The following is a 23,275-nucleotide window of genomic DNA, read 5'->3' on the forward strand; positions in this document are numbered from 1 at the left end:
CGGCGGCCAAGCCTTAACTCACTGGGGATTTCGGGTGGCGTGGCGATTACTGCTGCCACGCGCGTGCGATCGCCAGGTGCAGGCGCATGCGGGCCGCCGAGCCCAGCCGGTCGATGCCGATGTGCCGGGCCAACGTGAGCGGAGCGTCTTTTTCCTGCTTCAGATCCGGGAAGGTCGACGCGAGGAAGACCAGCTCCGCCAGTGGGATTTCGTCGATGGCCCGCCGCTCGGCGCCGGCCGAATAGCGGAAGGCGAGGCTCTCGCACACGGTTCCCCGCTGCCAGATGAAGTCTGCGCCCGCTTCGTTGGTGCGCTCTGCGCCGGAGAGGTGGCGTGTCACCTGGGCCCTGATGCGCGTCCCGGTGCGCAGCCATCCGTGGGCACGAGCAATGCGCTGGGCCAGGATGTCCTCGCGCAGCGGCGCCTCGGCCGCCAGCACGGCCTCGATCATCGCCGCGAGCCGGGGGGCGTAGCTCTCCTCTTGAAACAGGTCCGGGTCGGCCGAAAAGCCGCTCAGGTCTGCCACGCGGTAAACGGGTTGACCGGCCGGCGTTTGGGCACCTCCTGCTGCATCAGCCTTGGCGTACAGGGGTTGGGAGGGCATTGCGGATATCACGTCGGTCACTTCCTCCGCTCCGTCCTCTACCCCGTGAGCGGGATCGCCTGGCGAAGCCGTTATCTTTAGCAACGGCGCCCCCTCGGGCTGCGCGGTTTCCGCCGCAGGATCGACGGCCCCGCCCAGATCCCAATGCATGGGGTCGGCGGGCGCCGCCTCCCGCGCCCGGCTTTCCTCCAGCAGGGCGTTGAGCGCGGCGTCGAGGCGCGCAATCGCCTCCGGGCGGTCGCGCCACCAATCGGTGGACCAGACACGCAGGATCTCCCAGCCGAGGCCGCGCAGCACCTCCTCCCGCACCTTGTCCCGGTCGCGAGCGGTGGCGGAGCGGTGGTACGTGGCGCCGTCGCATTCGATGCCGGCGAGGAATTTCCCAGCCCGTTCGGGGTGCTTGATGCCAAGGTCGATGCGGAAGCCGGAGACACCTACCTGCATCACCACCTGCCAGCCCCGTGCCGTCAGGGCTTCGGCGACGGCCTCCTCGAACGGGGATTCGGCCCCGCCCTCCGAGCCCCGGTCCTGGGCCGCCAGCGCCACGGCGCCGCGCGCGGCGAAGTCGAGAAACGCCTTGAGGTGTGCCGCGCCGAGCGATTGCGTGCGGTTCAGGTCAATGTCCTCGGCGCGTGTGCCGGAGAATACCACCAGTTCCTGCCGCGCGCGGGTGATCGCTACGTTGAGCCGGCGCTCGCCCCCGTCGCGGTTCAGCGCGCCGAAGTCCATACGCCGCACACCCGCAGCGTCGCGAGTGAAGGTGATGGAGAACAGGATCACGTCGCGCTCGTCGCCCTGCACGTTCTCCAGGTTCTTCACGATGGTCGGCTCGTAGCGCTCATCGGAGAAGAACCACTCGATCTCCGGAGCGTCCTGCCGGGCCCGGTCGAGCAGGTCCTGGATCAGGCTCTGCTGTGGCAGGTTGAAGGTGATGATGCCGAGCGTGGGCCGCGCCTTTTCCGGCAGGGCCAGAGCGTTCTTCATGCGGCCCACAGCCTCGGCCACCAGCGCCCGCGCCTCCACCACATTGGTCCGGCTCGCGCCCCGGTCATACACGCCATCGGCCACATGGCGCAGCGCGACCGCGCGATCCTCCACCTCGGGCGAGGGGAAGGTGATGAGGCGGTTGCCGTAATAATGCTGGTTCGAGAAGGCGATGAGGGATTCGTGGCGGCTGCGGTAATGCCAATTCAGCTGGCGCACCGGCAGGCCGGACGCGCGGGCCTCGTCCAGGATGCTTTCGAGATCCCGCTGATGCTCCTCCACTTCTTCATCGTCATCGCTGCGGCCGAAGAAATTCGTCGGGGGCAGTTGCTTGGGATCGCCGACGATGACGGTCTGGCGGCCGCGCGCGATGGCGCCCACGGCGTCCCACGTGGTGATCTGGGAGGCTTCGTCGAAGATCACCACGTCGAACAGCGCATGGCCGGCGGGCAGATACTGGGCGATGGACAAAGGCGACATGAGCATGCAGGGCGCGAGGTTGCCGAAATGGGCCGGCATCGCGCCGATCATGTCGCGGATCGACTTGCTGGGCCGCTGCAATTCCATCTGGTGCCGCAGGAGGCCAAGCTCGGAATTGCGCGGCACGCTCTGAACCGCGGGCAGGCCGTGCGCCAGACGCTTTCTCACCCGCGCCGCCGCATGGCTGCGCACCAGATCGTCCAGCGCCCGGAATTCGGCGATGGCGCCCTCGTGCCGGAAGCGCAGGAAGCCCCGGAGCACCGGGTCGGCGTCGAGCGCCAGAGGCAGCCACCAGGCCGCATAGGCCCGGCGAAAGGCGCGGCCGGAGTCACTGGGCGCGATCGCGCCGCCTTCGAGCGCCGTGACGAGGACGCCAAGGCCCTGCGCCTCGGCCTTGCGCCGAACGCCTTGCCAGAAGACCCAATCGGCGAGGGCCGCGCGGGCCGCCACGAGGGCTTCCAGTTCGGCATCGAGCGCCTGGGGCGAGCGATCCGCCAGCAGATGGCTGAGGCTGCAGCCGGCGGCCTCGGCGCACCGGGTCGCTGCCGTCAGGAAGCCGGCTCGGGCGGTGGCGAAGGCCTGTCCCGCCGCGCGGAGTTCATAGGGGTCGCCGCCCTGCGTCACGACCGGTCCCATGGCGGACGCGGCTGCGTCCTCCTCCTCCGCCTGAAGCCCGAGGGCGAAGAAGGCGGCCTTGAGCGTGCTGGCGCGCCTGATGCGCGCCTCTATGGCTGGAACATCGGTGTCGATGCCGGCAAAGCCGAGGGGCGTCCCGGCCAGCGCGCTCGCCGCGATCCCGGCGAGGCGCGCCTGCATCTGGCGCAACGCCGGCAAGACCTCCTGCGGCTCGACTTTGGCGCTCGGGGCGGCATAGGTGGCGAGGAGGCGCCTCACCTTGGCCTGCCGGACCATCCGCAAGGGTAGGAGCGACGCACATGCCTCGCGCCAGGCCCGCTCCAGTTCGTCCACCGGAATGGCCGGCACGTCGGCGAGCGCGAAGCGGCCGCCCAGCTTCGCCTCGGCCTGCCGGGCCGCTGCGATGGCTTCAGCCAGCGTCGCCGCCGCCTGGCCGAACCTTTCGAGGTCGGGATCGAAAAGGACGGAATGGTCCTCCCCGGCACAGGTCTCCACGGTGGCGCAGAAATGAGCGAACCGTTCGATCTCCGCGAATGAGATCTCCGGCCGCGCGGCAAGGCCGAGGGCGGCCAGAACGCCGTCGAAGGCGCGGGCGAGGCGCTCGATCTCGCCGCGCAGATGGCTCGCGGCCGAAAGAAGCCCCTGCTGCCACAGGTTCGACCATTGGTCCGCCGCCACGAAACGCAGGGCCGGCTTGGGACCGACCGCCGCGAACGTGCGACCCAATTCGTCGGCCAGCGTCTCCAGTGCCTCGCGGGTCTCGGCATCGTGGGCATCGGGATGGGGAAAGGCGACGGCCGGGGCCTCGACTGCCTCGTCCGTCAGGACACGGCCGAAGGCTTCGTACACGGACAGGCCGTTGGGGTGGCGGCGGTGGAGCGCCTCCACATAGGCGTTCAGCTCGTCGCGCTTGATCCTCAGCCGGCCGTTGGCCGAGACCCATGCGCTGTCGTCGGCGGCCGTGCCGTGCTCCCAGGCGGCCTTGAGCTGGCCGAGAAAGCTTTTGCGGTCCGCCTTGCTGGAATGCAGCTCCAGGCAATGCGGCCCCAGCCCGTGCTCGCGCAGGCGGCGATGGACCACGCTCAGGGCCGCCGCCTTCTCGGCCACGAACAGCACCGATTTCCCGACCGCGAGGCAGTGGGCGATCATGTTGGTGATGGTCTGGCTCTTCCCGGTGCCGGGCGGCCCGACGATGACCATGTCGTGTCCTTCGGCAGCCATCAGGCTCGCCACAATCTGGGAGGAGTCGGCGGGAAGCAGGCTGACGACATCGGCAGGGACGTAGGTGCTGTCCAGATCCCGCTCCTGCGGCGCCGGCCTGTCCGGGGCGGGAAAGGGTGCATCGGGCGTATCGATGAGGTGGCGCACCACGCGGTTCTGGCGCAGCAGAGCGGTGCGCTCCACCAGATCCTTCCACATGAGGTATTTGGCGAAGGAGAAGGTGGAGAGCGCGGTCTCGTCCAGCACTTCCATGCCGGGCACGTCGCGCACCGCCCGCCGCACTTCGGCGAGGAGGCGGGGCACGTCCACGCCGCTTCCATCGGTGGGCAACGGCCCGTCGAACTGCGGCAGACGCAGCTCGAATTTGTCTTCCAGGAACTTGAGCAGGGTGGCGTTGAAGCGCGCCTCATCCTCGTGGAAGCGCAGGGTGAAACGCGCGGAAGCCGCTGCCCGCTCCAGTTTAACCGGCAGGAGCAGCAGCGGCGCGCGATAATCGCGGCTGCCACCGGTGTCCCGCCAGCGCAGGAAGCCGACCGCCAGGAACAGCGTGTTGGTGCCGCCCTCCGCCACGTCGTTCTTGACCTGCCGGTAGAGATCGACGAGCCGCGTCTCCAGATCGCGCGCCGCGAGGGGCGAAGGAAGCTCATCCCGAGCGAGCGCATCGGCTGCGAAGCCGCGATGGATGTCATGGCCGCGCATCTCGCGGAACAGCCCCCGGTCTCGCTCGCCGAGCGGGTTCTGCTCCGGTAGCGAGACGAGCCTGATACCGGCGCCCTCCGACAGACGATCCTCCAGGAAGGCCACATCGGTGCACAGGAAGGGCACCGTCTTCTTCGTATCGCGTAAGTTGAGCAGCCGGTTGCGGAGCGAGAGGTCCAGCAGCTTCTTCTGCCAGCGGTCGATCCGGCCTTCCGGCGTGGTCGGCTTCGGTTCGATCGGGGCAGGCTCCGGCGCGTCCGGTCCAGCAGGGGGAAGCGTCGGTGTTTGCGCGGGGGGCGTGGTTCCGAGTGTGACGCCGGCCGGGACGACGGCGTGCGCGGCAAGGGGCTTGATGCCGCCTTCACGCAGCCGCCGCACGTCGATCGCCGCCCGGAACTCCGGTTCCCCGCTCTCTTCGAGCCGCGCCGCGAGGGCCGCATGGGCCGCGTCCGCTCCCATGACCGGGCGACGGGTGAGGCCCGTTGTCTCGAACAGCAGCAACTCGCGGGCGGCGATGGCCTTGCGCAGCTCCATCGGATCCGACACGACCGCCTCGGGCAGGGTGCGCTTGCGCAGCCAGACGCCCGCGCCTGCATGTCCCTCGAACAGCAACAGGAGAGGATTGAGCCCGGCCGCCTCGAACAAAGCGGCGAGGAACAGGGCGCTGTCGAGGCAGGTGGCGAGGCCGGACGACATGATGTCGGAGGGCCGTCGCACCTTCTGGCCGCGGTGCTCGAAGCTCGCGGGCGGCTCGGCATAGTGTATGTCGAGCCGGGCCATGGCTAGGTAGAGCGCGATCGCGATCATCTTTGGACGGGAGGTATCGCCGCTCTGGTAGCCGTCGAGCCCCGGTTGGAGCCCGGCCCGCGCCAGCATCTCGGAGGCTCCCCGCAAGGGCTTGGCGACCGCCGGATCGTTCGGCATGGCGAAGGCGGGCAGCAACTGCGCCATATCGCCAATACCGCCCCATTCGTTCCGCGCCAGCAGGCGAACGGGCTGGCGCGCCTCGGCCAGAATCCGCTCGCCGTGCCGCAGAACGAAGACGAGTTCGCCCCGCTCGGCTTCATCCAGCTTCGCTAGGTAATCGGGGTCGAGATCGACGCGCCGGTCGGCCACCGTCAGCTGGTCGCCGGGCAACAGGCGATCGATGGCCCAGGTCTTGGGCCTGAGGAAGGGCGGGACGGAACAAAGCTCCAGCCGGCACCCTTCGAGCACCTCGTCCGTGGGGTTGCCCAGTTCGAGGCGCCGCAATACGGGCACTGCATTCTGGTAGGACGCATAGGTGAAGGAGAGCGCGACATCCGCCGATACGACCACGCCTGTCGCGCCATGCTCTGGCACGGTTTTCTCGTCTCTTGCGTCCACGTCTGGCCCCCAATCTCCCGTTGGAGACTAGGCGATTAAAATCCCACGTTGCAATGGCGAGGGTGATTGGGCCAAGGACAGTGGCGCCGGCGCTCCCTATCGCCTAGATCGCGTTATTGCACGGCCCGCTGGGGGAAATGCCGGTGATCTCCCAGTCCTCCGGCGCCAGTTGCGCGGCAAGCCGCCGAGGGCGGGCGTTCACCATGATCCGACACGTAGTCGATGAGGCCACCGCGGGGACGGCGGAGAGGCCATAGGGGCCGACATAAGCCGGCGTGCCGATGGTGACCGTTGGGCCGTTGATGATGAACATCTTGCCCTCCGCCGTATCGATCGCGTCGCTGGGGATAAGGCCGGTCCACGACATGAACTGCGCCATGGTGGACCCGACGTATTGCTGGGCCTGCCTCTCGCTGCTCTCCCGCCGCTGGGCGTTGTACTCGGCACCCGTCTGGCACCCGCCGAGGGTCAAGGCAACCGAGGCGACGATGCATCGTGACCAGCTTCGTGACTTGGATCGTCCCTCTTGTGGGTCGGCAGCACAGGCGTTTGTTGGCCTTATTGTTGGCTCCATATTTTTTCGAACTAGAGATCCATTCATGAAATCCTGTGGATAGTGAAAATATGCGATTCCGCCCCTGTTCCACGCTCCAATAGCGTCCGACGCGATCCTCCGATCACGAAAAATCAATGACTTAACTAGCCTTGCCCGTCCGGTATGGTGCGGGGAGGTGCGGTTGCATCCGGCGGTTCTGGGGGTAGCTTTGGGGCATCTGTTTCATGCTCCCAGCGGCGATACTCGGAGCGCCGCGCTCGCAGGCTGATCGGGGTGGATCGGTCGAGCTTCCAGTAACCGAGTGAGGCGAATGATCGTGCTGCCGACGCCTGCAGTTGCGATCCATGCCCCCCGCGTACGGGATTAGGCAAATGATGGGCCGGAGCCCATGCCGCATTGCATGATCCAGTGCGAATGCAAGCGGGGCAGGTTTTTTCGCCGCCGGTGGGGACCGTAAGGCCGAACAGTCCAAGCGTGAGGTCCGCCTTGTTCAGCGCATGGCGCAGGATGTCGGCTTGCACAGCGTTGGACGGGCTTTCGGGCGCGCCAGCGGCCGATGGCGGCGGACAAGGTTGCGATCGCTGCTGCAATGGCGTCTGGGCGATCTCCGCTGCTCCCTAATCCTGCCCGGATCGTCTCGCGCGTCAGTCGCGTCGCGCCCCCCGGACAAAAGCTGCGAAGGCTTCTGCGGGCAGGGGGCGGGAAAAGAGGAAGCCCTGGCCGAGACGGCAGCCGGCAGCTGCGAGGAGGGCCCGCTGGTCCTCGGTCTCGATGCCCTCGGCGACCACTTCGATGCCGAGCTTCTGCGCCATCACGATGATCGCCTCGCACAGCGCGAGATCGTCCGCTCCGGGCGCGACGCCCTGTACGAAGGCGCGGTCGATCTTGAGGAAATCCACGTCGAACTTTCTCAGATAGGCGAGGGAGGAATAGCCCGTGCCGAAGTCGTCGAGGGAGAGGGCGATCCCCATCCGCTGCAGGCGCTCGAACTGATCGCGCACCGTGTCGCCCAGCTCCACCAGCAGTCCCTCGGTGATCTCCACCACGAGCCGCTGACCGCAGAGGCCGTGCTCCGCCAGCCGGGCGGGCCAGGCTGCGAGCACGTCGCCAGACTGACGGAACTCCACCGGCGAGCGGTTGATGCCGACGCGCACGGGGGGCATTCCGGCCGCATCCCAGGTGGCGAGCTGGCGCAGGACCTCCTCGAAGACCCATTGGCCGATGGCGAGGATCTCCCCCGTCTGCTCGGCCACGGGGATGAAGTCGGCGGGGCCGACCAGTCCCAGTTCGGGATGCTGCCAGCGCAGCAGCGCCTCTGCCTTCACCACCTCGCCCGTCGCAAGGTCGAGGATGGGCTGGTAAAACAGGCGGAACTGCCCGCCAGCGATGGCGCCGCGCAATTCGTTGGCGATGCGGCTGCGCCGTGTGGCTTCTTCCTGCAGGACCCGGTGGAAGAAGCAGATGCGGTTGCGGCCCCGCGCCTTGGCCTCGTACATGGCCTGGTCGGCGTGGCGCACCAGCGTGTCGGCATTCTCGCCATCCTGCGGGAAGACGGCGATGCCGATGCTCACCGAAGAATAGGCGAGATCGGGACCCAGCCGGTAGGGCGCACCCAGTGCCTGCCTGAGGGCCTCCGCCAGCTCGTCCAGCCGCTGCGTCTCCTCCTGCGCGCCCACAACGATCATGAACTCGTCGCCGTTGAGACGGCCCACCGTGTCGGTGGGGTGCAGGCCGGCAGAAAGGCGGCGCGCGGCCTCCTTCAGCAGCAAGTCGCCCTTGTCGTGGCCGAAGGCGTCGTTGATCTCCTTGAAGCGGTCGAAGTCGACGAACAGCAGCGCCATGCGCCGGCCGCTCTCGCGTGCCCGGGCGATTTCCTCGTCAAGCCGCTGGTAGACCAGGCGCCGGTTCGGCAGCGCTGTGATGTCGTCGAAATTGGCGTGGAACCAGACCGCTTCCTGCGCCTTCTTCTGCGCGGTGATGTCCTCCACGATGGACCAGATGTAGGCCGTGCCGTCGCTGGCGTGAAGCAGCACGCCGGTGAGGCGGAGCGGAACGAGGCTGCCGTCCTTGCGGATATATTCCTTCTCGTACGGACCGTAGTGGCCGCGCGCGAGCAGGGCCTGAAGCTGGGTCTGTTCCTCGGTGGCGTATGTTTCCGGGGTGAGCTTCCAGTAATCGAGGTGGCATAATTCCTCGGCGCTGTACCCGCAGATGGCCGCGAAGGCGGGATTGAATTCGAGGAATTTGCCATCCATTCCATTGAGGACGATGCCGAGCGGCGAAAGTTCGAACAGGCCGCGCAGCTTTTCTTCGCTGTCGCGCAGGGAGAGTTCGGTCCGCTTGGCCTCGGTGATATCGATGGACACCCCGACGAGTGATCGAGTCCCGCCAAGCGGATCGTGGATCGGCCGGCGTATCGTGCGCAGGGTACGATCCTGATCGGTGGCGAGGTTGCGCACCACCTCATCGCAGGAGAGGGCGGAGCCCTCCATCGCGCGGCGATCGTTTTCGATGAGGCGCGTCACCTGCCCGGGCGGGAAGAGGCCCGCTCCGGTACGGCCGATCATTTCGACGCGCGGGACGCCCAGCTGCTCTTCGCAGCGCTGGTTGATGAGAATGAACCGGCTGTCCTGGTCCTTGACGAACACCGGCATGGGGACGGCGTCGAGCGCCTCAGCTATCCCCTTGTCGAGCCAGTCGAAAGTTCCGGCCATGTCGCCTCTCGCCCCTCTGCGACGGTCAAGGCCAAGCTATCACGGCGCGGGTTTGTGAACAGGAGGGGGCGGGGTGGACAAAGGTAGCCCCCTGGGGAGCTATCGCGCCGGCGGATCGCCGAGATAGCCGTGCCCGAGCGCCAGCACCACCCGTGCGACCGCTGTCCCGGCGTGGCGGATAGTCACCGTCTCGAGGGGTTCGACGCTCTGGAAGCGTCGGCTCATGTCCTTCATCTGCGCCGGTGATCCGGCATCGAGCACGAGCACCGCGTCGGCTCCTTTCTGGCCGTGCTGGATGTCGCTCATGAGGAAGCCGCGGCAATCGTCGCCCATGCACGCCACCGGCCAGGTCGGGCCAAGGGCATAGCCCACCTTCCCGCCCATGTGCCACACGGGCACCGACACGAAGGCATAGCGGCCGGGGGTCAGCCCGTGGCGCCGGACGGCGGTGTCGAGGTCGCTCCAGGTGGCGAGTTCGCGCAGGGGATCGCCGCCCGTGTCGGAGGCCGCCGTGCCGAGGGAGGGCACCATGGAGACTGTCGCGATCACGGCGACGCCCGCCGCCGTGAAGCCGACGGACCAGACCGTCCAGCCGCGGATCCAGGCGTCGGCGGCCCATCGCCGCGCCGTGGCCCGGCCGAGCAGGGGGAAGAGCATCAGGTAGCCCGGCGCTGCCCAGTGGAAGAAGGGCCTTGCCCCCGACCACGCCGCGATGGCCGGGAACACCAGCACCGGGCCGGCTGCGAGGCAGATGAGCAGCAGCGCACGGGGATTGACAGGCCTCATCCTCAGCGCCCGCACGGCCGCCGCGACGAGACCCACCCAGATCCAGGGGGTGAGGAACAGGGCGATGCCGGCCACCACCATCACCGCCATCAGCGGGTGGAAGCCCGCCGCCGCCGCCCGCTCGCTCTGGAAGGCAAGCGAGGCGAAGCCGTTCCGCACGTTCCAGATGATGACCGGCGAGAACACGACAAGGGCGATCACGCCGCCCGCATAGGGCCACGGGGTGGCCAGCCATCTCCGGTGTCGCGGGCTGAGGAGCAGGAACAGGAAGGTGCCGGCGAACAGGAAGACGCCGTGATATTTCGACAGCAGCGCCAGCCCGCCTAAGGCACCGGCCAGGAGCCACATGGCCGGGTGGGCCCGCTCGTCGAACAGAACGTGGGCGATCACCAGCGTTCCGGCCAGCAGGAAGGTGATGAGTGGCCCGTCCGGCAGCACCCAGGTGGCGCTGGTGAGGCCGAGCACGGGTGCGCAGGCCATCATCAACGCCGCCCATATCCCGGCCCAGCGGCCGAACAGGCCGGCGGTGAGCAGGTACATCAGCGCTGTCGAGACGAGGGAGAGCAGCAGGAACGGCGCGCGCACCGCGAGTGGCGCCTCGGATCCGAAGAGGGTGGCCGATCCATGGGCCAGCCACCAGGCCATAGGCGGATGGTCGAAATAGCTCAGCGCCGGGAGACGGCTGGTGACGACGGTGTAGGATTCATCGTTGCCGAGCCCGGTGGTCGCCGCGAACACCAGGCGCAGCGCGAGCACCAGGATCAGCACCGCGCCAAGGGCGAGAGCCGGGGAAACCCGCGCCTGAAGCGCCCGCAGGCCGGCCCGCCGCTCCCCCGCGACAGGCCCTGCGAGACCTGGCGAGGACACGCTCACTTCGACGGTCCCCAGACGAACAGGGAGGTCATGGCGAAGTTCCAGACCGCGCCGATGATGGAGCCCGCCACACCCGCCAGCCACCAGCGCCATCCGCCCTCGAACACCCAGCTGGCGACGCCCACATTGGCCACCGCGCCGGCACCGCAGATGAGGTAGAACTTGAGCAGGGCCGGGAGCATGGCGAGGCCGCGCACGCGACGGTCGCGGTAGGTGAACACGTTGTTCATGGCGAAGTTCGACGTCATGGCGCCGATGGTCGCGATGGACTGGGCCACGGCGAAGCCGAGGCCGAGGATGAGCGCGCCCTTCAGCATCAGCAGATGCAGCACGAGCCCCGCCCCGCCCACCGCCGAGAACCAGACGAACCGGGGCGAGATGGTGCCGCCGCTCATCTTGAAGATCAGAAGGGTGACGAAGTCGAGCACCGTCCGGCTGTCGAGCTTGCTGTCGCCCGCGTCGCGGGCGGCGAAGGCCATGGGCACTTCCACCACCCGCATCGGTTCCTTGCCTGCTGTCATGATGTCGAGGAGAATCTTGAAGCCGTTGGGGGAAAGGGCGGGCGCGAGGCGTTCAACGAGCGCGCGGCGGATGAGGAAGCAGCCGCTCATGGGGTCCGACGTCTTGATCCCGAGGACGCGCCGCGCCGCGCTGGTGGCCGCGCGGCTCATGGCGCCGCGACGGCGGTTCAGTCCGTCGGAGCTGCCACCTTCAACATACCGGCTGGCCACCACCAGGTCCGCGTCAGGCGAGCGCTCGAACATGGTGCGCAGGACGTTCACGTCGTGCTGGAGATCGCCGTCGATGACCGCGACAAGGGGCGCCTGGGCAGCCAGCATTCCCTCGATGCAGGCGCCGGCAAGGCCGCGCCGGCCGACCCGGCGGATGCAGCGGATGCGCGGGTCACGGCTGCCGATCTCCCGCACCGTGTCTGCCGTGCCGTCCGGAGAATCGTCGTCGACGAAAATGACCTCGTAGGGAACGGCCTTGAGCGCACCGTCGATGGCAGCGAGCATCCGCTCCACATTGCCGCGCTCATTGAAGGTCGGGACGATGACGGACAGGTGCGGCACCGGGGGCAGGGCTCCGGCGGCCGCATCGGATTCGGGCTCGGCGCTTCTCTGCCGGACGACGCCGGGGCCGCGGGGAGACGGGGAACCGAAGGGAGCAGGCACGGAATCCGGCATTCTTTGTGCGTTATCCAGCGGCCTTGCGAAACGACGGGTCGAAGGTACGGTCGGGCTGGGGACAGCCTGCGCAGTTCCTACCGGAACGTGGGGGAGAGTGCCGCGAGCCTCCCCCATGTCGAATGTCACACCTATCCGGCCGACGGCCAGCGTACGGATTTCAGGCAGCCCCTCCCGTAAGCGATGGGGGGACGCACCGCAAGCCTCCCCTCGTAGGGCAATGACACTAGGAAGCCAAGCTTACAGCCGGCTTACGGCTTTGAGGTACGATCCGCCGCAGTCGGTCCGGCACCATGGGGGCCAACGATCCGCCTACCCCCGGCTGCGCAGCTCCCGGCGCAGGATCTTGCCGGTGGCGGTCATGGGGAGCGTGTCGGTGAAGGCGACGTGGCGGGGATATTCGTGGGCGGAGAGACGCGTCTTCACGAAATCCTGGATGTCCTTCGCCAGCGCCTCGGAAGGGGCGACGCCCGGCTTCGGCACGATCCATGCCTTCACCGCCTCGGTGCGCAGGGGATCGGGCACGCCCACCACCGCCACCAGCGCCACCGCCGTATGCTTGAGAATACAGTCCTCGATCTCACCGGGGCCGATGCGGTAGCCGGCTGAGGTAATCACGTCGTCGGCGCGGCCCACGTACCAGAGATAACCGTCCTCGTCCTGCCGGCCCATGTCGCCGGTCAGGAGGAAGTCGCCGGCATATTTGTGCGCGGTGGCCTCCGGATTCTTCCAGTATTCCAGCATCATCACCGGGTCCCCACGGCGGATGGCGATGTGGCCTTCCGTGTCGCGGGGAAGCTCGACGCCCGCGTCGTCCACGATGCGCACGTCATGGCCGGGGATGGCCTTGCCCATGGAGCCGGGACGGATGGGGAAAAAGCTGGAATTGGAGCCGACCACCAGATTGCACTCGGTCTGGCCGTAGATTTCCCGCGCCTCAACCCCAAGTCGCTCCTGCACGAAGGCCCCCAGCTCCGCCCCCAGCGTTTCGCCGCCGGTGAGGAGGGAACGCAGTTTCAGGCCGCTATGCCGCACGTCCGCCTGCCGCAGCAGCTTCAGCGCGGTGGGCGGCAGGAAGACGTTGCGCACATGGTGGTCCGCCATCAGCGCCATGGCGGCATCGGGATCGAACTTCTTCGCCCGGTGGGCGAGCACCGGCACGCCGAAATAGAGCGAGGGGAAGAGCACGTCGAACAGGCCGCCGATCCAGGCCCAGTCGGCCGGGGTCCAGTGCAGGTCGCCGGGCTGCGGCATGTATTGGTGGACGAACTCGATGCAGGGCAGGTGCCCCAGCAGCACCCGGTGGCCGTGCAGCGCGCCCTTCGGGTTTCCGGTGGTGCCGGAGGTGAAGATGATGATGCCGGGATCGTCCGGCCCCGTATCCACCGGCGTGAAGCGGTCCGAGCCCTGCGCCAGCACCGCGTCGAAGGAGGCGGCGCCGCCCGCGTCCGGGCCGATAACGAAGACGTGGGCGAGGTCGGGCAGGTGGTCCTTCACCCGCATGAGCTTGGCGAGGCCGGAAAGGTCCGTCACCAGCACCTTCGCGCCCGAGGCGGCGAGGCGGAATTCCAGCGCCTCGTCGCCGAACAGGGTGAACAGCGGCACCGAGATCATCCCCGCCTTGAAGGCGGCGATATGGGCGATGGCCGTCTCCGGCGCCTGCGGCAGGAACACCGCCACCCGGTCGCCGCGCTGGAGGCCCTTGGCGACCAGTACGTTGGCGAAGCGGTTGGTGAGGGCTGTCAGCTCGTCGAAGCTGTAGGAACGGACGGCGCCCGTCTCCTCCACGAAGATCAGCGCCGGCTTGCCCGATCCGTCCGCATGGGCGTCGGCGCAGGCGACGCCCATGTTGAAGCGGGCCGGCACCTGCCAGGAAAAGGCGCGCACAAGCCCCGCATAGTCATCGGCCGGAACGAGCATCGTCACCTCCCTCGGCGCCGCTCTGCCGGCGGCTGCGCCTGAAGGAAACGATCGAACGTTTTTTTCCGGGGAAGGTCAAGCTGTCCCGCACGCCGACGGCAGGCGGGACGCGCGCGTCAGTAATAGGAGGCGATGGCCTCGACCTCGGCCTTGGAGCCGAACACCAGCGGTATGCGCTGGTGGATGTGGTGGGGCTGGATGTCGAGAATGCGCGTCGTGCCGTCGGTGGCGGCGCCCTTGGCCTGCTCAACCAGGAAGGCGAGCGGGAAGGCCTCGTAGATCAGGCGCAGGCGGCCGTTGTCGTAGCCCTTGCGCTTGTCGCGCGGGTACACGTAGACGCCGCCGCGGGTGAAGATGCGGAAGGCGTCGGCCACCATGGAGCCGACCCAGCGCATGTTGAAGTCCTTGCCGCGCGGGCCTTCCTTGCCGGCGAGGCAGTCCGAGAGATAGCGCTGCATGGGCGCGTCCCAGTGCCGGACGTTGGACTGGTTGATGCCGTATTCCTTGGTCTCGGCGGGGATCTCCACGTCGGTGCGCGCCAGCAGGAACTCGCCGGTGCGGCGGTCGTGGACGAACACCTGCGTGCCCGCGCCGAAGGTGGCGACGAGGATGGTCGCCGGGCCATAGGCGAGGAAGCCCGCCGCGACCTGCGCCGAGCCCGGCCGCATCACCGCGTCCTCGGGCTTGGCGACCGCCGAAGCGTCATAGGGCATGATGGAATAGATGGTGCCCACGGACACGTTTGTGTCGATGTTGGACGAGCCGTCCAGCGGGTCCACCGCCACCACGAGGCGGCCTTCGGGATTGAGCGGGATCAGCTCCTCGCTTTCCTCGGAAGCGAGGAAGGCGGTGGGCGTGGGCAGGAGCTTCTCGCGGATCAGCTCCTCGGCCACCACGTCCAGTTCCTTCTGGGCGTCGCCGCCGGCGTTGGGATCGACGCCGCGAATGTTGGCGAGTCCCTCTTCCAGCGGCCCGCGGGCCACGAGGTCGGCGATGCCGAGCCCGGCTTCGGCGATGGCGCTCACGGTGGCGGCCACAGCCTGCCGCGACGCATCGCTCCCTGCCCAGTCCGCGAGATAGGTCTTGAGGCTCACCGCAACGCTCACCTTGTGCTCTCCTTCGATCCGGCGGCTGAGCCGACGGCAGTCCGATCGGGTCTGGCTCCGTATCCGCCTCAGCGGGTGCGGACGATTTCTATACCGACGTCACCAAACACACCGGTGACAGGCGCGCCGGGCTTGTGGACCACCACCCGCACCTGCTCGACCATGTCGAAATGGTCCAGCAGCCGTGTGGAGATGCGCTCCGCCAATGTCTCGATGAGATGGACGGGATCGTCAGCCACCACCGCGGCGACCTGCTCGTAGATGCCCTGGTAGGACACCGTGAGGGCCGCATCGTCCGCCCAGGCGGCAGGGCGGGTGTCGAGCCAGCAGTCCACGTCGATGATGAAGCGCTGTCCCAGCTCCCGCTCCGCATCGAACACGCCGTGACGCGCATAGAAGGGCAGGGCCCGCAGGAACAGGCGGTCGGTGTTGTGAGGGCGGGTGCGGGGCGCGGGGCTGGCGTCGGCCTGCGTGTCCGCCAAGGCGGTGGGATCGTCGGAGGTCATCTCATCCTCGCGCGGAGGCGACGCCACAGGCGCGCCTCCAGCCTCAAACTCGTTGCCTTCCTATTGGTTTCGCCGGCGGCTTTCAACGGATCTTCACCTCGATCGGGGTCGGGCGCGGCAGGCGCGGCATCGAGGGCGGCACGCCCTCGCGGATCAATTCGGGGACGAAGGCGAGGGGATTGACGCCAAGCGCGGCGTGGAGGCCGGCGTAGGATGCGGTGACGCGGGGGTTCACCTCCGCCACGATCGGGCCTTGCGGGGTCAGGATCACGTCGATGCAGACGATGCCGGAGAGGCCGGGAATCGCCTCCGACACCCGCCGCGCCGTCTCGGCCAGGCGGCCGTCCTCATCGGCGATGGCACCCACCTGCACGCCCTCGAAGGCGAAGACGCCCACGAGGTGGCTGATGCTGAGGCGGTTCGCCGCGAGCAGCGTCACCCCGTCCGGGCGCACCAGCACGCTGAGGCTGGCGAGGGTTCCGTTCAGGAAGGGCTGAACCACCAGGCCGCCGGAGCGGGGCAGGGCGGCCTTGTTCGGCCAGGCGCGGGCGGCGGACCAGCCCGTGCCGTCTTCCGGCCGCGTCACCAGATCGCCGTCGAGGCCGGCGGGCAGGGCATCGATCGGGAAGGTGGGCACATGGGGAATGCTGTGCTCGGCGAGCCGGCGGGCCAGCGCCAGCCGGTTCGAGGTGAGCACGATGGCCTCGCTGGAACTGGCGAGGGTGCGGGCGCCGCCCTCGCGCATCAGCCGGGCGAGGCGCGCCAGCAGGCCGCCCGCTTCCGGGGCGATGGGCCACACCACGTCGGCGTCATGTGCGAGGCTGGACCAGATGATCCAGGGGTCTTGCCCCTTCCGAACCGGAACAGCCTCCTCGTTGGGCGGCGACAGGCGATCGTCGTAGGCCAGCACCACGTTGACGCCGACGAGTTCCTGGAGATCGGTCACGATGGCGTCGCGGATCAGGCGACCCTCCGCAAGGGCCGCCTCCGGCAGGGGCTTGTCGCGCATGCCGCCGGATGTCACGTACTCGCAGATGAAGACGCGCATGGGACTCCTCGCGTACAAGCTCGGCCCGATCTCGTCATGCAGCTTATCCCCGTCATCGACCTGAAGGGAGGGGTCGTCGTGCGTGCCCACAGGGGCGAGCGCGAGACCTATCGCCCCATCGAGACTCCGCTGTCGTCCTCCGCCCGACCGCACGACGTGGTTGCCGGGCTGCTCGCGCTTGCGCCATTCCGCACCCTTTATGTGGCTGATATCGATGCCATAACCGGGACGGGCAGCAATGACGCGGCGGTAGGCGACCTCGCCCGCGCCTTCCCCGGCCTTGAGCTGTGGGTGGACGCGGGCGAGCGCGATCCGGTCCATATCGCTACCCGCGCCCAAAATGGCCTCGGCACCTCCGTCGTCGGCACCGAAAGCCTGGGGGACGCCGATGTGGAGGCCGCCCTTGGCGCCGAAGGCGTGATTCTCTCTCTGGACCACGACGCCACCGGCCCGCGCGGGCCGGAGCGGGCGCACCGCGACGCCCGCCTGTGGCCCGAGCGCGTCATTGTCATGACTCTCGCCCGCGTCGGCAGCGGAGAGGGGCCGGACATGGCGGCCCTGGAGCGCACCGCCCGCCGTGCGGCAGGGCAGGGCGCTTCGCCCGCGCTTTATGCTGCCGGCGGCGTGCGGGGGCCGGCGGATCTGGAGGCGCTCGCCCGGGCCGGGATCGCCGGCGCGCTGGTGGCCAGCGCCCTGCACGATGGGCGGATCGACCGGGAGACCGCCCGGCGCTGGGCCTGAGGGACGGGCCGCGTTCCGGCCTCCGGCGGCACACCATACTTGGCCTTGAGCGCGGTTCACTGTTACCGATACGCCACAACGCCAGACCAAGGTGCCGTAAGGGTACTGTGCGTATGTCTCTGCGTCATGGAGCTGGAGTATAGTCCTCCTATGTAGGGTTCAGCCTCCTGATCCTCCCGTCTGAAATTGCCCTATCACGATGATCCGTCTGCCATTGCTCCATTCGTCCGTTAGTCACATCGTACTGGCGCTCGTCTGCTTCGGCGTGGCAACGCCCGCCCTTGCCGGATCGTTCACGGTTCCGCCGGCTTCCGGACAGCAGACCGTCTCCGGAAGCGACACTGGCACCATTGATGCCGGCGTCACCCTGGACACCGGCTCGTCCACCTTCATCGTTTGGGATGGCAGCGCTACCACGACGCCCGGCGTCGTCATCACCAATTCCGGCAATATCGTCTCCACAAACCGGGTGATCGACACCACGGGCGCCGTCACCGGCACCTTCACTCTGAACAACACGACGACCGGTTCGATCTACTCAACAGATGACGTCTTCCGCGTTAACGGGCCGCTCGCTGATGGGGCGGTGGTTGTCCACAACGCTAACTTCATCTTCTCGGTGACCGGTCAGGCGCTTGACTTCGACAAGGTGAACGCGCCCACCGCGTCGATCACCATCGACAACAGAGGCACCATTCAAGCGTACGCCTCGGACGCCATCCGCCTCGGCGGCGGCACCATCGACATCACCAATTCGGGGTTGATCCAGACCTATTTGCCCGGGACGCGCACTATCGCGTTCGACACCGCAACAAGCTTCGACACGCTGCAAAGCTTTACCATAACCAACGAGGCGGGTGGCATCATCGCCAGCAGGGACGACGCCATCAAAATCTCGTCCGCCACCTTGAGTTCCGCTGCTCCGGTGATTTCCATCACCAACGCCGGTGTCATCTCGGCTGCTTACGGGCAGGCCATCGATGTCGGTAACATCTATTCAACTCATGCAACCATCACCCTCACCAACCAGAAGACCGGCCTTATCATCGGCTTTGACAATGACGCCATCCATGGCACCAACGGCCTCACTATCGATAATTACGGGACGATCTTGTCCAGTTACGCGGTCGGCACCGCCGAGACGCAAAACAATTCCGCGATCAAGGTGAGCGGCAACGACCAGGGACAGGCCATCACCCTTACGGTGAACAATTATGCCGACGGCCGCATCCTCGGCGCCTATCATGGCATCAAGGCCACCGGTTCCGACGACAATCTGATCGTCACCAACAACGGCATCATCGTGGGCGGCAACGGCTCGGGCGTGAATTCCAACGGCACCGGCATACTTGTCAATTACGGCGAGATCTCCGGTGGCATTGATCCCCGCGCGAGCTTTGGCGACGGTGACGGCGTGGACTTCGACCACGCCGGCACGGTCATCAACTACGGCACCATCAAGGGCCTCGCTTCCAGGGGCATCAAGCCGGGCGAGACCAAGCCCAGCACCTCCGAGGGCATCGCCATCGGCGGCGGCACGATCACCAATGGCGATGCGGCCCACACGTCGGCGCTGATCTCCGGCGGCAACAACGGCATCCTCATCGACGACAGCAACAGCGGCGATGCCTACGCCGCCGCGACCGTCACCAACTACGGCACCATCCAGGGCCTCGACGGCTACGGCATCCGCTATGTGAACTCCGGCGTCGACCCCACCAAGTCGCTGACCGTCACCAATTACGGCACCATCTCCGGCACCACCTACGCGGTGCAGATGGGCGGCGGCAACGATCTGTTCGTCTATGGCGCCGGCAGCAAGGTGGTCGGCATCGTGGACGCGGAAGGTGGCGTCGATACGCTTCAGCTCGGTGGTAACGGCGAGAATGTCGATTTCGACCTGAGCCTCCTCGGCAACAGCGCCACCTATCGCAACTTCGAGGTGCTGAGCGCCGGCACCGGCTCGCTCACCACCCTCACCGGCACGTCCGATTTCTCGGGCGCGGTGATCTTCAACCAGGCTTCGGTCTATCTGGAGGGCGCCTCCCTCGCAGGGGCCTCGCTGAGCGTGTCGGGCTCGAACGCTCTGCCGGCCGAGCTCCTCGGCTGGGGCACGGTGGGTGGCCTCGCCGTCTCCGGCAACACGACGATCAATCTCAGCTCGGCAACGTCGCGCTTCGGCGTACTCGACGTGAAGGGCTCCGCCGCAATCGGCGGCACCTATCGGGTGGACGTGGATGCGGCGGGCAATACCGACCTCATCCGCGCCACCGGCGCCACCATCATCGGCGTGGGGTCCGAGGTGGAGATGGTGGGCCAGCTCGCCTGGGGCCGGGACTACACCATTCTGTCGTCGGCTGGCGGTGTCAGCGGCACCTTCTCCCTCGATGTGCTCACCCCCATCGACTATCTCTTCGTCGATCCCGCGCTGAGCTACGACGCCAACAACGTGTATCTCTCGCTGGCGCGCAACGGCGTCTCCTTCGCCTCCTACGCCGTGACGCCCAACCAACGCTCGGTGGCCGGTGCCCTGGAGCGCATCGGCGCGGGGCCGAAGGCGGACACTTCGAAGCTCTATTCGGCCTTCGTGACCCAGACCGCCGACGACAAGCCGACGCTGGCCCTCTCCCAGCTCTCCGGCGACCTCTACGCCACGCTGCCCGGCCAGCTCGTCACCGAGAACATGATGGTCAACGACCTCATCCTCGGCCGTCTGCGGCAGGCGGGCTACAGCAGCGCCAAGGGGGCAGAAGCCGCGCTCGGCGCTGGCGGGCCCGCGCGCGCCTACGCCGATCCGGCGACGCCCGGCGCGCAGGCCTTCAAGGCCATCAAGTCGCCCGAGCCGGCCCCCGTGTGGACCACCTGGGCGCAGGGCTACGGCCAGTGGCTGTCCACCTCGGCCAACGGCAATGCCGCCGCGGCCGATACCAACCTCGGCGGCCTGCTCATCGGCGCGGACCTCTCGGCCAGCAACTGGGTGATGGGCCTCGCCGCCGGCTATTCCTCCGCCTCCACCAGCACGGACGCGGCGTCGGCCAACACCGAGACCTGGCGCATCGCGGCCTATGGCGGCGCCACCTTCGACGCCGTGAAGCTGCGGGCGGGCGCGAGCTACGGCTGGAGCAGCATCGACCAGAGCCGCTTCGTAGCCCTCACTGGTGAGAGCCCGAAGGCGAGCTACAACGGCACCGCCGGCAACCTCTTCGCCGAGGCCGGCTACACCTTCGCGTTCAGCGGCGTGGCGCTGGAGCCCTTTGCCGGCATCGGCTGGACCAGCGTGGATCTCGGCAGCTTCATCGAGAACAACGCGCCCATCGCCGGCCTCTCCTCCACCGGCTCGTCGTTCGACACCGCCTATTCCACCCTGGGCCTGCGCGTCGCCACCAGCTTCGCCACCTCGGGCATCGTCGTGACACCCCACGCCTCGGCCGGCTGGCGCCACGCCTTCGGCGACGTGACGCCCCAGACGGTGCTGAGCTTCATCAATACCGGCACCGCCTTCGGCATCGATGGCCTCGCCATTGCCGAGGACAGCATCGTGGGCTCGGCGGGCATCGACTTCGCCTTTGCGACCGGCGCGACCTTCTCGCTGGGCTACGAGGGCATGGCCGGTGACGGCACCAGCTACAACGCCGGCAAGGCGACGCTGGCGGTGAAGTTCTGAGACGACCGGGCGCGCGAGCAAGGCTGAGCGCCGGGCCTCGCGCGCCCTTTTACTTCTGGTGTGAACGCTCGCTCCGGCGCCCGAGCCTCAAGCCTTCGCACGGTCCTCGATCAGGGCGGCAAAGAGGCTCGCGACGGTGAGGTCTGCGCTGGTGCCCGGGTTGAGCCCCCGCGCCTTCAGGCTGGTGTCGAAGGCGAGCAGCGCATCGTGGCGCGCTGACGGGGACAGGCCGCCGAGTCGGCCGCGCAGCACCTCCGCCTCCCGCCGCACCGCCTCCGCCTGCTCCGCCCCGAACTTGCGGGCAATATGGCTGTCCGGAAGCGTGGCGAGGAACGCGAGGTAGGCGTCCTCGATCCGCCCGCGCTCCAGCGGCCCGCCGGCGAGCACCGGAACGCCGAGGGCGAAGAGATCCGCGTAATCGGTCACATATTGCCGGGCGATGGCGTCGCGGTCGGCGGCAAGCGCCATGGCCTCCCGAAGCGTGACACTGGCCGGTGCCCGCACATCCGCCTCGTCTGCCGCGCCGAGGCCGCCGGGCGACGCGGCGGCGATGGCGCGGAAGGCGTTCCCGGCGTCGGCCAGATCCAACCCGTCAAGCACCTGCGCAAGCCGCTCGCGGAGCGGGCCGGCGCTTTCGGCCGCCACCGCGAGGGGCGCGCAAAGCAGGATGATGCCGAGATTGGTGTTGCAGCCGGCAACCGCAAGAGAGGCCTCCACCGCCGCCAGCACCCGTGCCCCGACCCTTCGGCCAGTCACGGCGATGGCCGGCGCAGCGGCAGCGGCTGCTGCCTCGAACTGCGTGGTTTCCATGCCGTGCCCCGCGGCGAAGACATGGACGTTGCCCGGCTTCAGGGCTGATAATTCGGCGAGGCAGGCGGCGTGGAATGCCTCCGCCACCTCCTTCGCAACCAGCGCTCTCATGCGGCGATGGGGGCGGTGCTCACGGCGCAGGTTCCATGACTGCACCGAGGCCGAAGTCGCGCAGCAGCGCCTGCGTGCGCTCGCGCATGCGCGCCTCGGCGACCTCGGGCGTGGGGCCGGTGGCCCGGACGGTGCAGAGCGGGGCGCCCTTCAGCACCGAAGCGCCGGCCGGCGGGCGGTCGGCTACGAAGTCCGGCCACGCATCCTGCGGCACCACCATGTCCTGGGCGGCATAGATGACGCCGGCGGCGTGCGCCTGGGTCGGCGCGGGCAGCACCTCCGGCAGCTTCCCGCCGCAGGCCGCCAGATGCAGGCCGAGCAGCGGCGGCAGAGGATCGGTGTCGAAGATGTCGAGGGTTGCGCCGGGGCGGGGGTTCACCTCCACCAGGAACCAGCCGTCGTCGTTCACAACGAAGTCGAGCGACACCAGCCCCACCAGCCCGCAGGCGAGGGTGACGCTGAGCGCACCCTTCAGCATCTCCGCGGCGAACCGCTCCGGCAGGGCGACGGGCCCCGTGGCGCCGCCATAGCGGAAGGGATGTTCCTCGTCCTGCGAGCGCCATTGCCGCGAGGCGCCGACGATGCGGGCGGCGCTGCCATTGGACAGCAGGAGCAGGGAGAGGGACTGCCCGCTGACTTCCCGCTGGAGATAGTGGCCCGGCGCGGGCGCGGAGAGATCTCCCGGCGCCCTGCGGCTGATATGGGCGCCGCCGGCTCCGCCGATCTTCTTCTCAAGCACCGGCGCGTCGCCGAAGGTCTCGGCGGTAGGCGCTTCGAGGGTCACGGTCGGGAAGGGGATATCGAGATGGGCCGCGAGCGCGGCAAGCGCGATGGGGTCCTTCAGCACACGCACGATGGCCGGCGCGTTGCCGAGGATAGGGTTGCGCTCGGCGATGCGGGTCATGAGGGCGGTATCGTCCTCCAGCCCTCCGCCCAGCACCACCGGCAGGCCGGTGGGTGCGAGGGAGTGCAGCGCCTGGATCAGGTCATCGCCATCGAAGGCGCAGCCGTTCTTCTTGTGGACCCGGACGCAACGCGCCGTGTGGGCGCAGGTATCGAGATCGGCGAACAGGTCGAACGAGAGCGCGGCGAAGCCGGCGCGGGCGGCGCTGGCCGCCAGCGGCCGGGCGGAAATGGCGATGAGAGCAATATCCATCTGGATCCCAGCCTGTTGGTTCAAAGCCCACTTGCGGGGCCTTTTGTGCGGCGCGGCCCCTTACGGTTACGCGCCTTCCTCCCGTTCTTTCCGGCCGCGTTGGCGGTA

At 68.2% G+C, this 23,275-nt stretch carries 13 protein-coding genes; 2 read left to right on the plus strand and 11 right to left on the minus strand.

Annotated features, from left to right (window positions below):
• Positions 1–46: 46 nt before the first annotated feature.
• From ACT535_RS00125 to ACT535_RS00165, 9 genes are all read right to left on the minus strand, one after another.
• Complete coding sequence (locus ACT535_RS00125; RefSeq protein ID WP_476362924.1) at positions 47–5,965, minus strand: DUF3320 domain-containing protein; 5,919 nt, start codon at positions 5,963–5,965, stop codon at positions 47–49.
• Positions 5,966–6,092: 127 nt separating this feature from the next.
• On the minus strand, positions 6,093–6,368 hold the full coding sequence (locus ACT535_RS00130) for a hypothetical protein (RefSeq protein WP_476362925.1): 276 nt from the start codon (positions 6,366–6,368) through the stop codon (positions 6,093–6,095).
• 821 nt (positions 6,369–7,189) lie between these two features.
• On the minus strand, positions 7,190–9,259 hold the full coding sequence (locus ACT535_RS00135; protein WP_476362926.1) for a putative bifunctional diguanylate cyclase/phosphodiesterase: 2,070 nt from the start codon (positions 9,257–9,259) through the stop codon (positions 7,190–7,192).
• Positions 9,260–9,358: 99 nt separating this feature from the next.
• The gene (locus ACT535_RS00140; RefSeq protein WP_476362927.1) at positions 9,359–10,912 is read right to left on the minus strand and encodes a glycosyltransferase family 39 protein; all 1,554 of its coding nucleotides are present in this window, start codon (positions 10,910–10,912) and stop codon (positions 9,359–9,361) included.
• Positions 10,913–10,914: 2 nt separating this feature from the next.
• Positions 10,915–11,991, minus strand: a complete 1,077-nt coding sequence (locus ACT535_RS00145) for a glycosyltransferase (RefSeq protein ID WP_476362928.1) — start codon at positions 11,989–11,991, stop codon at positions 10,915–10,917.
• A 426-nt stretch (positions 11,992–12,417) separates the two neighbouring features.
• Positions 12,418–14,025, minus strand: coding sequence for an acyl-CoA synthetase (locus ACT535_RS00150; protein WP_476362929.1), 1,608 nt, complete (start codon positions 14,023–14,025; stop codon positions 12,418–12,420).
• 116 nt (positions 14,026–14,141) lie between these two features.
• Positions 14,142–15,131 (minus strand): class 1 fructose-bisphosphatase, encoded by a 990-nt coding sequence (locus tag ACT535_RS00155; protein ID WP_476362930.1) that lies wholly within the window; start codon positions 15,129–15,131, stop codon positions 14,142–14,144.
• 68 nt (positions 15,132–15,199) lie between these two features.
• On the minus strand, positions 15,200–15,637 hold the full coding sequence (gene folB, locus ACT535_RS00160) for a dihydroneopterin aldolase (protein ID WP_168456618.1): 438 nt from the start codon (positions 15,635–15,637) through the stop codon (positions 15,200–15,202).
• An 82-nt stretch (positions 15,638–15,719) separates the two neighbouring features.
• Complete coding sequence (locus ACT535_RS00165; protein ID WP_476362931.1) at positions 15,720–16,685, minus strand: ATP-grasp domain-containing protein; 966 nt, start codon at positions 16,683–16,685, stop codon at positions 15,720–15,722.
• 36 nt (positions 16,686–16,721) lie between these two features.
• On the opposite strand from ACT535_RS00165, the gene ACT535_RS00170 reads away from it, so the two are divergent.
• A complete protein-coding gene (locus tag ACT535_RS00170) occupies positions 16,722–17,426 on the plus strand; it encodes a HisA/HisF-related TIM barrel protein (RefSeq protein ID WP_476362932.1) in 705 nt (234 codons plus the stop codon).
• Between the two features lie 214 nt (positions 17,427–17,640).
• Positions 17,641–21,090 carry an autotransporter domain-containing protein gene (locus ACT535_RS00175; RefSeq protein ID WP_476362933.1) on the plus strand — a complete coding sequence of 1,150 codons (3,450 nt, stop codon included), beginning with the start codon at positions 17,641–17,643 and terminating at the stop codon, positions 21,088–21,090.
• An 87-nt stretch (positions 21,091–21,177) separates the two neighbouring features.
• Here the strand turns inward: ACT535_RS00175 and ACT535_RS00180 are convergent, their stop codons facing one another.
• Positions 21,178–22,011, minus strand: a complete 834-nt coding sequence (locus ACT535_RS00180) for a triphosphoribosyl-dephospho-CoA synthase (protein WP_476362934.1) — start codon at positions 22,009–22,011, stop codon at positions 21,178–21,180.
• Positions 22,012–22,030: 19 nt separating this feature from the next.
• Positions 22,031–23,167 carry an ATP-grasp domain-containing protein gene (locus tag ACT535_RS00185; RefSeq protein WP_476362935.1) on the minus strand — a complete coding sequence of 379 codons (1,137 nt, stop codon included), beginning with the start codon at positions 23,165–23,167 and terminating at the stop codon, positions 22,031–22,033.
• Between the last annotated feature and the right edge of the window lie 108 nt (positions 23,168–23,275).

Source organism: Xanthobacter sp. DMC12 (genome assembly GCF_056314105.1).

Coding starts and splice junctions, on each gene's coding strand:
- ACT535_RS00185 (WP_476362935.1), bottom strand. CDS start 23,167: ATGGATATTGCTCTCATCGCCATTTCCGCCCGGCCGCTGGCGGCCAGC.
- ACT535_RS00165 (WP_476362931.1), bottom strand. CDS start 16,685: ATGCGCGTCTTCATCTGCGAGTACGTGACATCCGGCGGCATGCGCGAC.
- folB (WP_168456618.1), bottom strand. CDS start 15,637: ATGACCTCCGACGATCCCACCGCCTTGGCGGACACGCAGGCCGACGCC.
- ACT535_RS00180 (WP_476362934.1), bottom strand. CDS start 22,011: ATGAGAGCGCTGGTTGCGAAGGAGGTGGCGGAGGCATTCCACGCCGCC.
- ACT535_RS00150 (WP_476362929.1), bottom strand. CDS start 14,025: ATGCTCGTTCCGGCCGATGACTATGCGGGGCTTGTGCGCGCCTTTTCC.
- ACT535_RS00130 (WP_476362925.1), bottom strand. CDS start 6,368: ATGGCGCAGTTCATGTCGTGGACCGGCCTTATCCCCAGCGACGCGATC.
- ACT535_RS00170 (WP_476362932.1), top strand. CDS start 16,722: ATGCAGCTTATCCCCGTCATCGACCTGAAGGGAGGGGTCGTCGTGCGT.
- ACT535_RS00135 (WP_476362926.1), bottom strand. CDS start 9,259: ATGGCCGGAACTTTCGACTGGCTCGACAAGGGGATAGCTGAGGCGCTC.